The 14,945-nt window shown below is 72.1% G+C and carries 11 protein-coding genes; 7 read left to right on the forward strand and 4 right to left on the reverse strand.

Features of this window, described 5'->3' with window-relative positions:
- Window positions 1–18 precede the first annotated feature (18 nt).
- The gene (locus AB0E19_RS35670; RefSeq protein WP_362188356.1) at window positions 19–1,101 is read right to left on the reverse strand and encodes an NDP-sugar synthase; all 1,083 of its coding nucleotides are present in this window, start codon (window positions 1,099–1,101) and stop codon (window positions 19–21) included.
- Between the two features lie 104 nt (window positions 1,102–1,205).
- Entirely contained in the window at window positions 1,206–2,621 is a 1,416-nt protein-coding gene (locus AB0E19_RS35675) for a peptidoglycan recognition protein (RefSeq protein WP_362188359.1), read from the reverse strand.
- 126 nt (window positions 2,622–2,747) lie between these two features.
- Here AB0E19_RS35675 and AB0E19_RS35680 point away from each other — a divergent pair, with 126 nt between their 5' ends.
- The 5 genes from AB0E19_RS35680 to AB0E19_RS35700 all read left to right on the forward strand — a co-directional run bounded on the left by AB0E19_RS35680 (window position 2,748) and on the right by AB0E19_RS35700 (window position 10,603).
- Window positions 2,748–3,500 (forward strand): TIGR03089 family protein, encoded by a 753-nt coding sequence (locus tag AB0E19_RS35680; RefSeq protein ID WP_360611431.1) that lies wholly within the window; start codon window positions 2,748–2,750, stop codon window positions 3,498–3,500.
- 248 nt (window positions 3,501–3,748) lie between these two features.
- Window positions 3,749–5,014, forward strand: coding sequence for an LCP family protein (locus AB0E19_RS35685; RefSeq protein WP_362188362.1), 1,266 nt, complete (start codon window positions 3,749–3,751; stop codon window positions 5,012–5,014).
- A 248-nt stretch (window positions 5,015–5,262) separates the two neighbouring features.
- A complete protein-coding gene (locus tag AB0E19_RS35690; protein WP_362188365.1) occupies window positions 5,263–7,011 on the forward strand; it encodes an LCP family protein in 1,749 nt (582 codons plus the stop codon).
- Window positions 7,012–7,061: 50 nt separating this feature from the next.
- Entirely contained in the window at window positions 7,062–8,807 is a 1,746-nt protein-coding gene (locus AB0E19_RS35695; protein WP_362188368.1) for an LCP family protein, read from the forward strand.
- 227 nt (window positions 8,808–9,034) lie between these two features.
- Window positions 9,035–10,603 carry an LCP family protein gene (locus tag AB0E19_RS35700; protein WP_362188371.1) on the forward strand — a complete coding sequence of 523 codons (1,569 nt, stop codon included), beginning with the start codon at window positions 9,035–9,037 and terminating at the stop codon, window positions 10,601–10,603.
- A 46-nt stretch (window positions 10,604–10,649) separates the two neighbouring features.
- Here AB0E19_RS35700 and AB0E19_RS35705 read toward each other — a convergent pair whose 3' ends face one another.
- Complete coding sequence (locus tag AB0E19_RS35705) at window positions 10,650–11,183, reverse strand: acyl-CoA thioesterase (protein ID WP_360611420.1); 534 nt, start codon at window positions 11,181–11,183, stop codon at window positions 10,650–10,652.
- 119 nt (window positions 11,184–11,302) lie between these two features.
- On the opposite strand from AB0E19_RS35705, the gene AB0E19_RS35710 reads away from it, so the two are divergent.
- Together AB0E19_RS35710 and AB0E19_RS35715 are read left to right on the forward strand one after the other, a co-directional pair.
- On the forward strand, window positions 11,303–12,532 hold the full coding sequence (locus tag AB0E19_RS35710; RefSeq protein ID WP_362188376.1) for an LCP family protein: 1,230 nt from the start codon (window positions 11,303–11,305) through the stop codon (window positions 12,530–12,532).
- A 331-nt stretch (window positions 12,533–12,863) separates the two neighbouring features.
- Entirely contained in the window at window positions 12,864–14,762 is a 1,899-nt protein-coding gene (locus tag AB0E19_RS35715) for a hypothetical protein (protein WP_362188379.1), read from the forward strand.
- Between the two features lie 87 nt (window positions 14,763–14,849).
- Here AB0E19_RS35715 and AB0E19_RS35720 read toward each other — a convergent pair.
- Window positions 14,850–14,945: acyl-CoA dehydrogenase family protein (locus tag AB0E19_RS35720; protein WP_157849844.1), on the reverse strand; the 96-nt coding region annotated here is incomplete at its 5' end.

Here is a 14,945-nt window from a genome sequence, read left to right on the forward strand (position 1 = left end):
GCGGCGGCCCGGCTCCTTCTACTGGTCCGAGCTGAAGCGGACCGTGCCCGCGGGGAGGACGGCGTCGCACCAGATGCGGATGCCGTCGCGGAGTTCGTTGTCGGGGCCCACGTGGGCGCCGTCGCCGATGACCGCGCCCGTGAGGACCGAGCGGGCGCCGATGCGGGCGCCGGCGCCTATGAGGGAGTCGGTGACGACCGCACCGGGTTCCACCACCGCGCCGGCGAGGAGGGTGGAGCCCGTCACCCGGGCGCCCTCGCCCACCGTCGCGTGCGCGCCGACCACCGTGCCGCCGGTGATCTTGGCGTCGGGGGCGACCCGGGCGGTCGGGAGGACCAGGCGGTCGCCGCAGCGGCCGGGGACGGCCGGCGAGGGGGCGCGGCCGAGGACCAGGTCGGCGGAGCCGCGGACGAAGGCCTGCGGGGTGCCGAGGTCCAGCCAGTACGTGGAGTCGACCATGCCCTGGAGGTGGGCGCCGGAGGCGAGGAGCTCCGGGAAGGTCTCGCGCTCGACGGAGACCGGGCGGCCGGCGGGGATCGTGTCGATGACCGAGCGGCGGAAGACGTACGCGCCGGCGTTGATCTGGTCGGTGACGATCTCCTCGGGGGTCTGCGGCTTCTCCAGGAAGGCCGTGACGCGACCCGTGCCGTCGGTGGGGACCAGGCCGAAGGCCCTCGGGTCCTCGACGCGGGTGAGGTGGAGGGAGACGTCCGCGCCGGAGTCGGCGTGCGTGGCCACCAGGGCGCGGATGTCGAGGCCGGTGAGGATGTCCCCGTTGAAGATGAGGACCGGGTCGTCGGGGCCCGAGTGGAGGCGGGAGGCGACGTTGCGTATCGCGCCGCCGGTGCCGAGCGGTTCCTCCTCGGTCACGTACTCCAGGCTCAGGCCGAGGTCGGAGCCGTCACCGAAGTGCGGCTCGAAGACCTCGGCGAGGTAGGAGGTGGCGAGCACGATGTGCTCGACGCCGGCTGCCTTGGCCCGGGCCAGCTGGTGCGTCAGGAAGGGGACGCCCGCCGCCGGGACCATGGGCTTGGGCGTGTTGACCGTGAGCGGTCGCAGCCGGGTGCCCTTGCCCCCGACCAGGAGGATCGCTTCTGTCACGTGTCGTCTCTGCTTCCTGCTTCGGGGCCGTTCGGCGCGCCCGTCTCGGTCGTCCGTGCGATATGACCGGTCAGTTTATGCAGATGGTTGCCTCCGTGCCCCCATCAGCTCCTTCCCTGGTATTTCGCGGAGGAGGCGCGGGCGGTTCCGAGCTTGCCGTAGAGGCGTCCGCCGGGACACTCCGTGGCGAATCCGTCACGGTGTCCGGCGATGGTGTGGAACGAGACCTTCCTGCCCTTCTTGTAGAGGTTGCCGCCGCCGGAGACGAGGGTCTGGGTGCCCTTGGGATCGATGCCGTGGAGCCCGAGTTTCCAGGCCGTCAGGCGGGCGACGGCGGTCACGACGGCGGCCGGCGGGTTGGTGCTGGTGAAGGTGCCGAGGACGGCGACGCCCATGCTGTTGGTGTTGAAGCCGAGGGTGTGCGCGCCGAGGACCGGCTTCGCCACTCCCCCGGCCCGGCCTTCGTAGATGTTTCCGCACTTGTCGACGGCGAAGTTGTAGCCGAAGTCACGCCATCCACTGCTCTTCACGTGGTAGCGGTAGATACTGCGCAGGACGGAGGGGGCCTGGCCGCAGGTGTAGTTGTTGCCGGTGGCGCTGTGGTGGACGAAGGCCGCCTTGATCGTCTTGGTGTAGACGAAGCCCTTCTCGCGGATCTTCTCGTCGGCGCCCCAGCCCTTACGGGTGATGATCTTGGGGCGGGGGCCGATGTACGGCTTCTTCTTCGCGGCGGCGGGCTCCGCCGCCTCCTGGGCGAGCGCCTCCCCGGCGAGCGCCTCCCCGGCGAGCGTCTCCCCGGCGACCGTCTCGCGGGCGGGGTCGGCGGCCGGGATGGCGCTCGCGCCGTAGGGGGCGAGCTGGCTGTTGACGCCGCTCGCGGCCGCCTCCGCGGCCGTGAGGACGGCCGGCGGGGCCATCGCCCGGGTGCGGGGGGCCGGTGCCGCCCCGGTGTCCGACGCTTCCGGGGCCTCGCCCGGGTCGACCAGTTCCAGGCGGAGGCCGGCCGGGAGCGGAGGCGTACCGCCTCCGGCCTCTCCCCGTACGCGGATCTCGACGCCGTCCGAGTCGCCGACCCACAGGGGGGCGGTGGAGCCGCGCAGGGTGCCGGTGGCGCCCTCGGCCGTGCCGGGGTCGGCGCCGTGCTCCTCGTTGTGGGTCTCCACGTCCTGCCAGGGCGACCAGGCGCCGTCGGCAGTGGCGCGGGTGCGGACCTGGACGGTGCCGTGGAGGGCGGCGGCCGGGTCGTCCCAGACCACGCCGACGAGGGAGAAGGGTCTGACGTCCCGTCGGGTCAGGCCCTGCTCGGTGGCGGCGCCCGGGTCCGTGCCGAAGGTGCGGACGGAGGCGCCCAGCGGACGGAGCGGCAGCGACTGGGTGGAGCCCGGCAGCTCGTCCTGGGCCGGTGGCAGGGCGTTCGCCGCCGGACGCGCGGTGGCCGTCGCGGGGGCGACGAGGGTGACCGGCAGGGCGAGCGCGGCCGCGCAGGCGACGGCGATCGAGGAGGCGAGTGAGGCACGCATGGCCCGATCGTGGGCGGTTCGGATGCCCGGCGCGCGCCGGGAGACGGACGGCCCGTCAGGCCGACCGGAGGACCCCGTCACCGGAACGGCCCAGGGCGGCGCGCCGGCCCGCGTACCCTGTGCGGCGTGAACGCCAGCGACCGCACCCCCGCCGACCTGCTGCGATCCGCGCTCGCCGCGGACCCGGCCCGCCCTCTGGTCACCTACTACGACGACGCCACCGGTGAACGGGTGGAATTGTCCGTCGCCACCTTCGCCAACTGGGTGGCGAAGACCGCCAATCTGCTCCAGGGCGAGCTGTCCGCCGAGCCCGGCGACCGGCTCGCGCTGCTGCTGCCCGCGCACTGGCAGACCGCCGTCTGGCTGCTCGCCTGCTCCTCCGTCGGCGTGACGGCCGAGCTGGGCGGCGACCCGGCGGCCGCCGACCTGGTGGTGGCGGGGCCGGACGCGCTCGACGCGGGTCTGGCCTGCTCCGGGGAGCGGATCGCGCTCTCCCTGGCGCCGCTGGGGCGCCGCTTCCCGTCCGTGCCCGCCGGATACGCGGACTACGCGGTCGAGGTGCCGAGCCAGGGCGACCGCTTCGCGCCGTACGCCCCGGTGGACGCGGACGCGCCGGCCCTCGTCGTCGACGGTACGGAACGCAGCGGCGTCCAGCTTGTCGAGCAGGCCCGGCTCGACGCCGTCCGGCTCGGGCTCGGCCCCGGCTCGCGGCTGCTGTCCGGGCTGCCGTACGACTCCTGGGAGGGCCTCTCGGCCGGGCTGTACGCGCCCCTGGCCGCGGGCGGCTCCGTGGTGCTGTGCCGGCACCTGGGCGAGCTGGCCCCGGAGTCCCTGGAGAAGCGCATCGAGAGCGAGCGGGTCACGGCCACGGCCCTCTGACGGGCGGAGCGGAGACGGGCCGGGCCCCCGGACGGGCGCCCGGCCCGTGGCGTTCGCGCGTCCGTTGCACCCGTTCGGCCGACCGACCCGCCGCGTACCCGCGACCGTACGGCGAGTCCGGTACATGATCGGCCCGGGGGGAGTCGTCTCCTCCGTACAACCCCGTGTCGGGTTCGGCCGTCTCCTTCAGCGAACGCCGGGCGCCCGACGCGCCCGAGACGCCCTGACCCGAAGGACGGACTGACGACGTGACGGAGCGCGCTGGCACGCCCGCCGAACCGGACCCGGAACCGGACGCGGAACGGGACCCGGACCCGGAGCGGGAAGCGGAGCCGGAAGCGGAGCGGGATGCGGAAGCGGAGCCGGAACCGGGCTCCGGGCCGGGCGCCGCCCCGCGCCGGCACTGGTTGCGGTGGGGGGCGCTCGCGGTCTCCGTCGTGCTGCTCGGGGCGGCCGGGACCGGCTGGTGGTTCTACCGGAAGCTCGACGACAACATCACCACCGACACCACCGCGGCGGACGAGCTGCGGCGGTACGAGAAGGAGCGGCCGTCGGCCGTCGTGTCGGCCGCGCGGAACATCCTGCTGATCGGCTCGGACACCCGTTCCGGCGAGGAGAACCGGAAGTACGGGAAGGACCGGGGCACCCAGCGCTCCGACACGGTCATCCTGCTGCACCTGGCGGCCGACGAGTCGGGGGCGACGGCCGTGTCGATCCCGCGCGACCTGATGGTGACGATCCCGAGCTGCGCCAGGACCGAGGGGGGCGGCCGGACCCGGGAGCAGCTGGCGCAGTTCAACTGGGCGTTCGAGTGGGGCGGGACGGCGTGCACGATCCGTACCGTCGAGAAGCTGACCGGGATCCGGGTCGACCACCACATGGTGATCGACTTCCGGGGCTTCAAGAAGATGGTGGACGCGGTGGACGGCGTCGAGGTCTGCCTGAAGGAGCCGGTGGACGACGCCGACGCCAAGCTGAAGCTGCCGGCGGGCCGGCAGACGCTGGACGGGGAGCAGGCGCTGGGCTTCGTGAGGGCCAGGAAGTCGCTGGGGAACGGCAGCGACACCGAACGGATGGACCGGCAGCAGATGTTCCTGGGCGCGCTCGTCAACAAGGTGCAGAGCAACGGGGTGCTGCTGAACCCGGCGAAGCTGTATCCGGTGCTCGACGCGGCGACGAAGTCGATCACGACGGATCCGGGGCTCGACTCGCTGCGGGACCTGTACGACCTGGCGCGGACGATGCGGGCGATCCCCACGGAGAAGGTGCAGTTCCTCACGGTGCCGCGGCGCCCGTACGCATACAACGCGAACCGGGACGAACTGGTGCAACCCGCGGCGAGCGAGCTCTTCCGGCAACTCCGCGAGGACAAGCCGGTCCTGGTGACGAAGGCGGAACCGGAGGAGGGCGCGGACGCATCCTCCGACGGGAAGCCCGACGACGCGGGCACTCCGGCGCCGAGCGCGACGCCGACCTTCACGGGGCGGAACGCCGCGGAAGGGGTGTGCTCCTAGTGGCGGGCGGGTCGCTTGGGTAAAGCCGGAGCCAAGGGAGGGGCCGGGGCCGATGTGGTTTGAGCGGATTGCCCAGTTGTAAGGGGCGTGGAATTTGTCACGGACGTCGCCCCGCGCTGAACTGGGCGGATAGTGTGACGCGATCCGGTGCACCCCGACCGCGTGGTCGCACTCAGCCAAGGATCGAACGACCGAGCGGCGCCCACAGGGGGAGGCGCCCCGCGTGGCACCGACGGAGGACAGGAACCGTGGACGCGCACAGCCGTGGACGGGCGGACGAGATCGACCCCGCCGACCAGTGGGTGCTCAACCCGCAGACGGGCAACTACGAACTGCGACTGGACCACTCCGCTGGGCAGTCGCCCGGCGGTACCACCGGTTCCAGTACCCGCCCCCCGGCCCGGTCAACCACCCCGGCCGAGGCTCCTGTTCCCGGCCAGAGACGGCGGCGCCCCGCCGAGCCGGAGGCCCCCGAGGCCGCGCCCGGCTCGTCCGGCGGCGGCCGCCGGGTGCCCCCGCAGAGCCGCCGCAAGCGCAAGCAGGGCGCCAGCCGCAAGAAGAAGGTCCTGCTGTGGACCGGCGGCACGATGGCCTTCGTCCTGGTCGGCGGCGCGGTCGGCGCGTACGCGCTCTACAGCCGGCTCAACGGCAACCTCGACGTCGTCGAGGTCGTCGGCAAGAACAAGAGCGCCGGCTTCCGCAAGGGCGAGGCCTTCAACATCGTGCTCATCGGCACCGACAAGCGGACCGGCGCGGGCAACGCGGGCTACGGCGACAAGAACAGCCCCGGCCACGCCGACACCACGATCCTCTTCCACGTCTCCAAGGACCGGTCGAACGCCACCGCGGTCTCGATCCCGCGCGACCTGAAGACGAACATCCCCGAGTGCCAGGTCAAGGACGGCGACCAGATCAAGACGATCCCCGCCGAGGCCGACGTCCGCTTCAACGTGAGCCTCGGGCAGAACGGCCGCGACCCCGGCTGCGTCATGCGCACCGTGGAGGAGCTCACCGGCGTCGAGGTCGACCACTTCATGATGGCCGACTTCAACGCCGTCAAGGAGATGACGACCGCCGTCGGCGGTGTGAAGGTCTGCGTCGAGAAGCCCGTCGACGACCCGAAGTCGCACCTGAAGCTGCCGGCCGGCGAGTCGGTCGTCCAGGGCGAGCAGGCCCTCGCCTTCGTCCGCACCCGGCACAGCTTCGGCAACGAGTCGGACCTCGACCGCATCAAGGTCCAGCAGCAGTTCCTGAGCTCGATGATCCGTCAGATGAAGTCCGACGACACCCTGACCGACCCGGGCAAGCTCTTCGACCTCGCCGACGCCGCCACCAAGGCGCTCACCGTCGACGCCGGAATAGGGTCGCTCACCAAGCTCCAGGACCTGGCGGGCGAGCTCGCCGGGATCGACACCAAGAACATCACGTTCGCGACGCTGCCGGTCATCGACAACCCCGCCGAGAAGGTCAAGGCGACGGTCGTCCCGCACCCGACCAAGGCGCCGCAGCTCTTCGCGATGCTGCAGAGCGACACCTCGCTCACCGAGGTGAAGAAGAAGGAGCAGGCCGCCAAGAGCGCCCAGGCGAAGGCCCAGGCGGCGCTCCTGGAGGGCGAGCGGGCCCCCTCCGCCGAGGTGCGCGTCGACGTCTACAACGGCAGCGGCATCCAGGGCGCGGCCCAGTCGACCATCAACTGGCTCCAGAACGAGCAGGGCGTCCTGCGCTCCAGCAACAAGAGCAACGCCCCCGAGAAGGCGGCGAAGACGACCCTGGAGTACGCGCCGAACCAGGCCGATCAGGCCCGCGCCCTCGCGGACATGATGGGGCTGCCCGCGACGGCGCTCAAGCAGGGCACCGCCGACGCCGCGGAACGCGAGCCCATGACGCTCGTCCTCGGCTCGGACTTCAAGGGCGCCGGGGTGCCCATCACCGGACCGGCAAAGGCGCCGAAGGATCTGGGAGAAGTAGCAGCGGACAAGCAGGTGTGCGCGAAGTGACCCGGAAACACCGGAGTCCGGCGCGCGCCTGACCGAAGAGGGGACCTGGGGTGGGACAGAACAGCGTGCGACGGGAGGGGACGCAACCAAGCGTTCCGCACGCCCGAGACCGTGGCTGGGACGACGAACTGCACGGCGCGGGTGAGGCCACCGGCGCCGGCGGGACGCCGGATCCGGCCGACGTGCCGGCGCAGGCCGGCCGCGCCGCGCGCCGGCGCGGGACGACGGGCGACGGCGGCTCCGCCGCGAGCACGGCGGGCGGCCGGGCGGCCGCGCGCCGCAATGCCAAGAAGGCCGGCAAGCGGAAGGTGCTGCGCTGGTCGGCGATCGGCGTCTCCGTGCTGATCCTCGGCACGGCCGGCGCCGGCTACGCGTACTACGAGCATCTCAACAGCAACATCCGCAGCGGTGGCCGCGCGGGCGGCGAGAGCGGCGTGAAGAAGGCGGCGCCGAACGCGCTGGGCGACACGCCGCTGAACATCCTGCTGATCGGCTCGGACGACCGGGCCTCCGACGCGAACGTGGCGCTCGGCGGCGGCAAGGACCTCCGGAAGGACAAGCCCCGGGCCGACGTGCAGATGCTGCTGCACGTCTCCGCCGACCGGCAGAACGCCTCGCTGATCTCCATACCCCGCGACACCGTGGTGAAGATCCCCGACTGCAAGGGCGAGGACGGCACGCCGTACCCGGGCACCACCGACCGGCCCATCAACGAGACGCTCACCCGGGGCGGGGCCGGCTGCACGCTCACCACCTGGGAGACCCTCACCGGCGTCTACATCGACCACTGGATCATGGTCGACTTCGCGGGCGTGGTGGCGATGGCCGACGAGGTCGGCGGCGTCCCCGTCTGCGTCAAGACCGGTGTGCACGACAGGTCGACCGCCCGGGTCAAGGGCGGATCGGGACTGAAGCTGCCCGAGGGCACCCACGAGGTCAAGGGCGAGCAGGCGCTCCAGTGGCTGCGCACCCGGCACGCCTTCGGCAGCGACCAGAACCGGGCCAAGGCCCAGCACATGTACCTCAACGGCATGCTGAAGAAGCTCCAGCAGCAGAACGCCTGGACGGACACCCCCCGGCTGATGGGCCTCGCGGAGACCGGCACCAGGGCGCTGGAGGTCTCCGACGGCCTCGACACCGTGGGCAAGCTCTTCGACCTCAGCATGCAGCTGAAGAACGTGCGGGTCGACCGGCTCTCCACGGTCACCATCCCGACCGACCCGTATCCGCAGAACCCGGACGCCTGGCTCAAGCCGAAGGCCTCGGCCGACAAGATCTGGAACATGCTCCGGGACGACGTCGCCCTCGACAAGAACGGCGACAAGGCGCCGGCCAAGCCGAAGTCGACGGCCTCCGCGACGCCGAAGGCGACGGCCGCCGCGCCCGCCACGCTCGCCGTCACCGTCGTCAACGGCACCGACGGCAACGAGGAGCCGCCCGTCGAGGGCCGCGCCAAGGACATCGCCGCGGCGCTGGTCGCGAAGGGCTTCACCCAGGCCGGCACCTCCAAGGACCCCAAGCCCAGCAAGGGCACGGTCGTCGCCTACCCGAAGGCGGCCGGCGACCAGGGCCGGGCGGACGCCGAGTCCGTGGCGGCCGCGCTCGGCCTGCCGCCGTCCACCGTCCGCGCGGACGCGAACGTGCAGGGCCTCACCCTGGTGGTGGGCGCGGACTGGCGCGAGGGCGACACGTACGAGAAGCCGCAGCACGAGGCCGGCGACCTGCCCGAGGGCGCCAGCGACAAGGCCGACTGCATGGACGTCTACTCGGTCTACAAGTGGGACGGGAAGAGCTGACCGCCCGTCCCTCGGACACGGCGACGGCCGGACCCCTCGTGGAGGGGTCCGGCCGTCGCCGTTCGCGCCAGGGCCGGTGACGCCCGCGCCGCCCGGATGCCGCTCCCCTTCGAGGACCGGCATGATCGCGGATACGGGGGGTGTCGCGTTCCTCTACGGGTCGCGTTACCGCGAATGGGGGACAGCGACGCGCGCCGCCGGGGCCGGTGACCCTACCGGCTGATCGTATGGGCCTACGGTGCTCACGGTCCCCCGTCTTCACTCGGTCACACCAGCGGAGGTGTCCGTTCGTGCCCACACCGCCCCGCACGCCCCGTCCGCCCCGCACGCCCGGCACGGCCGGCCGCCCGCCCGTCCCCCGGCGCGGCGGTCCCGCCCCGGTGCGGCGGCGGCCCCGGCGGCGGCCCCGGTGGGGGATGCGGATGGCGACCGCGCTCTCCGTGGTGGTGCTCGCGGCCGGCGGGATCGGGCACGCGGTGGTCACCGGGCTCGACACGGGGATCACGCGGGTGGACCCCTTCAAGGACATGAAGAACCGGCCGCAGGCCGGGACCGGCATGAACGTGCTGGTCGTCGGCACCGACGGACGCGACCGGATCACCGCCGAGGAGAGGAGGAAGTACCGGCTCGGCGGGGCCCCCTGCCACTGCACGGACACCGTGCTGCTCGTGCACGTCTCGGAGGACAGGGACCGGGCGAGCGTCGTCTCGCTGCCCCGGGACTCGTACGCCGAGCTGCCCGAGCACACCGACCAGAACAGCGGCGAGAAGCACCGCGCGCACCCGGTGAAGCTGAATGCCGCCTACGCGGAGGGCGGGCCGGCGCTGACCGTGCGGACCGTGGAGGCCATGACCCGGGTCAAGATCGACCACTATCTGGAGGTCGACTTCACCAGCTTCATGCGGACCGTGGACGCGGTCGGCGGGGTGCAGATCTGCACCCCGAAGCCGGTGAAGGACGCCTACTCGGGCCTGGACCTGGCGGCCGGGACGCATGAGCTGGACGGCGGGCAGGCGCTGCAGTACGTGCGCTCCCGGCACATCGACGGGGCCGCGGACATCGGGCGGATGCAGCGGCAGCAGAAGTTCCTGGCGGCGCTGGTGGACCGGCTGACCAGCGGCGGGGTGCTGTTCAACCCGGTGAGGTTCCGGGAGGTCGCGACGACCATGCTGGGCTCGGTGCGGGCCGACGAGGACTTCGGTACGGATCAGCTGCTGGCGCTCGCGAAGGGCATGCGGGGGTTCACGCCGGCGTCCTCGGAGTTCGTGTCCGTGCCCATCGGGGACATGGACTTCCCCGTGAAGGGGATCGGCTCGACGGTGAAGTGGGACGCGGACAAGGCGCAGCGGCTGTTCGCGGCGGTGCGCGAGGACCGGCCGCTGACCGCGCCCCGGCCGGCGGCCGCGGAGAAGAAGGCCAAGGCCGTGGTCGTGGACGTCGCGCCCAAGGACATCCGCGTGCAGGTCCACAACGGGACGCGGACCGACGGGCTCGGGCGGAAGGTGGACGACGCGCTGCGGGCGACGGGGTTCGACACGACGCGGTCGCCGATGACGGGGGCGGGGCCCTCGCGGGAGCGGACGCTGGTGGAGTACGACCCCCGGTGGGACCGGTCCGCCCGGTCCCTGGCCGCCGCCCTGCCGGGGGCCGAGCTGAAGGCGGTGCCGGGGCGGGGCGGGACCTTGCGGGTCACGGTGGGGGCGGACTACAAGGGGGTCACCGCGGTGCGGGCGGAGACGGTGCCGGTCCGGGGGCCGTTCGAGGCGGTCACCGGGGACCAGGTCGTCTGTCCGTGACCGTCACGCGGGGCCGGGGCCCGGGGCCCGGGACGGCCCCCGCACCTCAGTCGAGGTAGCCCTCGGCCTGGCGCCGCTCGCGCAGTTCCTTGATGGCCTGGCGGCGGGCCAGGCGGTGGGTGCGGCGGATCTGCGCCTCCTGGTAGCGGCGCTTGTCCTGTTCGGTCTCCGGGAGGACCGGGGGGACCGTGCGGGGCTTGCCGTCGCCGTCCACGGCGGCGAAGACGAGGTAGGCGGAGCCGACCTGGGTCGCCGGGGTGGTGTCGTTCCAGCGCTCGGCCATGACGCGGACGCCGACCTCCATGGAGGAGCGGCCGGTCCAGTTCACCTGGGCCTTCACATGGAGGAGGTCGCCGACGCGGACGGGCTCCAGGAAGGCCATCTCGTCCATGGAGGCGGTCACGGCGGGGCCGCCGGAGTGGCGGCCGGCGACGGCGCCCGCCGCGTCGTCCACCAGCTTCATGATCACGCCGCCGTGCACCGTGCCGAGGAGGTTGGTGTCGTGGCTCGTCATGATGTGGCTGAGGGTGGTGCGGGAGGCCGAGGTGGGCTTGCCGGGTATGCCGGCCGGTTCTGTCATGTCGTCCACCTTATGCCGGGTATCGGCGTTGTCTGCTTTGCATCAGCTTCGCAACAGCCCCGGTCCTATTTTCCACCCGGCCTGTCGCCCGGAAAGCGGAGACCGGCACACTGGTCCGCATGAATGACTGGCCTGAGCAGCAGCGCCGCCCCCAGGGGCAGCCGTACCCCCGGCAGCAGGGGTACGGCGACCAGGGACACGGGCAGGAGTACAACCCGAACTTCACTCAGGCGCAGGCCACGGGGTACGACTCCGGGTACAGCACCGGGCAGGTGTACGGGTCCCCGCAGGGCGGAGGGCCCGGTCACGGCGGTCCCGGGGGTCCGGGGGGACCCTCCGGTACCGGCGGCCGGCCCGCCGCCGCCGCGCCGGACTGGCGCAAGCGGATCAAGATCGGCTCGATCGTGCTGGTGGTCGGCGTCCTCGCGTGGGGCGTCGGGACGTACGCGTGGGCCAGCTCGCAGATGCGCAACGAGGTCGACCTGTCGAAGGTCATCGAGCGGCCGGCCGAGGGCGACTGCACGACGTATCTGATCGTCGGCTCCGACAGCCGCGAGGGCATGACGGCCGAGGACAAGAAGAAGCTGCACACCGGTTCCGCGGAGGGCAAGCGGACCGACTCGATGATGATCCTCGCGGCCTGCTCCAGCGGGAACACGATGATCTCGCTGCCCCGCGACTCGTGGGTGACGATCCCGAACTTCGTCGGCTCCGAGTCCGGCAAGGCGTACCCGGCGCGCGGCGGCTCCAAGCTGAACGCGGCGTACGCGATGGACGGGCCCGAGCTGCTCGTGCGTACGGTCGAGTTCAACACCGGGCTGCGGATCGACCACTACGCGGAGATCGGCTTCGCCGGCTTCGCGAACATCGTGGACGCGCTCGGCGGTGTCGAGATGAACATCGAGAAGGGCTTCAAGGACAAGAAGTCGGGCGCCGACTTCCAGGCCGGGAAGCAGACCCTCAACGGCGAGCAGGCCCTCGCCTTCGTCCGCACCCGCTACGCCTTCGCCGAGTCGGACCTCGCCCGGACGAAGAACCAGCAGAAGTTCCTGTCCGCGCTGGCGAACCAGGCGGCGACCCCGGGGACGATCCTCAACCCGTTCGCCCTGTACCCGACGCTCGGGGCCGGCCTGGACACGCTGATCGTCGACAAGGACATGTCGCTGTACGACCTCGGCAAGATGTTCTTCGCGATGAAGGGCATCAGCGGCGGCGACGGCAAGTCGATGAACATGCCGCTCGCGGGCAGCGCGCCGCAGGGCTCGCTGAAGTGGGACATGACGAAGGTGAAGCAGCTCGTCGAGCAGATCAGGAACGACGAGCCGGTCACGGTCACCTCGGACCGGTGATCCCGGTACCGGCGATCTCGGTGCCGGTGATCCCGGTGCCGGTGACCTCGGACCGGTGAACCGGCCCCCGCCCCGGTCGGCACGCCGCGGGCGGGGCGCTCCCTCCGGGGGCCACCGGCGCCAGACGTCCTCCGCGCGCTCCTCCACTGGGGCGGTCGCGGGGACACCCGCGTGAAGCCTTGCCCGTGTTGCCCGTTTTACCCCTTTATCCCTGTTACGTTCCTCCCCGCGCGCCGCCCCCGCACCGTCGGCGACCGGGACCTCCGCCACCGGCACGCGGTGACGACGCGGACGCGCATGACCTCTCGCTGAGCACCGAGGAGCGTTCGCAGTGACCAGACCCGTACCCCTCAGGCGTCATGCCGGCACAGCCCTGCTGGCCGTATCGCTCGCCGGGGCGTTCATCGCGCAGGCGTCGCCGGCCCAGGCCGCCCTGTCGGCGGCCCTGCCGATCTGCGCGACGCCGAGCGCGCTGGACGGCAGCCGCTTCGAGATCGACACCAACGCCAACCTGGTCGTCAACGGCGCCGCGGCCACCTGCGTCGACTGGCTGACCGGCGGCACCGGCACCCCGCTGCGGATCGTGCCGAAGCGCGACCGGCCGAGCGGGGCCAACGACAACTCGTTCGGTCAGGGCTCGTCCGAGAACGACGCGAACCCGACCATCGTCACCGGGTCGATCCCGCCCAACAAGAGCGATCTGCTCTCCTTCGGCGTCCACACCGAGGAGACCACGACGCCGAAGTTCCTCGAACTGTTCTGGCAGCGGGTGAACAGCCCGCAGGGCACCACGAACATGGACTTCGAGCTGAACCAGAAGTTCTGCAACCCGATGGCCATGCCGACGAACTGCGCGAACAACGGGTCCGTGGAGACCGCGACCCCGGTCCGCACCCAGGGCGACAAGCTCATCACGTACGACCTCTCCCGGGGCGGCACCGTCCCGACCATCTCCATCCGGGAGTGGACGGGCGCGGTCTGGGGCCCCGCGGACGTCATCAGCGACGGCGAGAACCCGGACGCGCTCGGCTCGGTCAACACCACGCTGATCCCCGCCAACCAGGCCGGCGGCACCATCGCCGCCGGGGGCCTCGGCCCCCTGGACCCCTTCACCTTCGGTGAGGCGGCGATCTCCTTCGACGCGATCTTCCCGACCGGCGGCGACTGCCGGACCTTCGGCTCGGCCTACGTGAAGAGCCGCTCCTCGGACTCCTTCAACTCCGAGCTGAAGGACTTCATCGACCCGCAGCGGGTCAACCTCACCAACTGCACGTCGCTGATCACCACCGCGACGCCGAGCGTGACGATCGGCGACCCGATCCGTGACACCGCCACCCTGGGCGGGGGCGTCAGCCCGACCGGAACGATCGCCTTCCGCCTCTACGACAACGCCCAGTGCGGCGGCACCCCCGTCTTCACCAGCACCGTCAACGTGAACGGCAACGGGAACTACAACTCCGCGCAGTACTTCCCGACCGCGGTGGGCACCTACTACTGGATCGCCCAGTACAGCGGTGACGCCAACAACTCCGGCTCCACCACCGCCTGCGGGGACCCGAACGAGTCGTCCGTGGTCACCAAGACCCGGCCGTCGATCACCACGGACCTCTCCGCCGACGAGGTCGTGATCGGCGGCTCGGTGTCCGACTCGGCCACCCTGTCGGACGCCACCCCCGACGCGGGCGGCACGGTCACCTACGCCGTGTACTCGGACAACGCGTGCACCCAGGACCGGCGGCCCGCCGGCGAGAACCTCCCGGTCGTGAACGGGGTCGTCCCCGACTCCAGCGCGCTGACGTTCGACACGATCGGCACCTTCTGGTGGCAGGTCAGCTACAGCGGCGACGCCAAGAACCAGGCCGCCATGAGCGCCTGCGAGTCCGAGCCCCTGCGGGTGATCAAGGCGGGCGCCACCGTCACCACCGCGCAGTACGTGTACCCGCAGGACAGCAGCACCGTCACCGCCACGGCCGGCGGCCAGCCGACCGGCACCGTCGTCTTCAAGCTGTACGGCCCGGCCGACGCCACCTGCAGCATGCCCGTCTACACCAGCCCCGCGATCCCGCTGGTCAACGGCCAGGCCTCGACGAACAACACCACGTTCCGGATCGACGCCGCCAACGACGGCGACTACAAGTGGACCGCCTCCTACAGCGGTGACGCCACCCACGACACCGCCTCCAGCGCGTGCGGCGCGGAGCACTCCGACATCACGATCACGGACAACTAGTCCCCCCGCGCGGGCGGACGCCGACCCCGCACGGCACCGCGGCCCCCGGCATCACGCCGGGGGCCGCGGTCGTGCCGGAGCCGCGCCCTACGGGAGGTTGCGGGCCATGACGATGCGCTGGACCTGGTTGGTGCCCTCGTAGATCTGGGTGATCTTGGCGTCGCGCATCATGCGCTCGACGGG

The organism is Streptomyces sp. NPDC047974 (assembly GCF_040653375.1).
Classification (GTDB): domain Bacteria; phylum Actinomycetota; class Actinomycetes; order Streptomycetales; family Streptomycetaceae; genus Streptomyces.

Bases quoted from the DNA above. Each gene is read 5' to 3' on its own strand.
- AB0E19_RS35700 (WP_362188371.1), top strand. From the start codon at position 9,035: ATGGGCCTACGGTGCTCACGGTCCCCCGTCTTCACTCGGTCACACCAG.
- AB0E19_RS35675 (WP_362188359.1), bottom strand. From the start codon at position 2,621: ATGCGTGCCTCACTCGCCTCCTCGATCGCCGTCGCCTGCGCGGCCGCG.
- AB0E19_RS35705 (WP_360611420.1), bottom strand. From the start codon at position 11,183: ATGACAGAACCGGCCGGCATACCCGGCAAGCCCACCTCGGCCTCCCGC.
- AB0E19_RS35710 (WP_362188376.1), top strand. From the start codon at position 11,303: ATGAATGACTGGCCTGAGCAGCAGCGCCGCCCCCAGGGGCAGCCGTAC.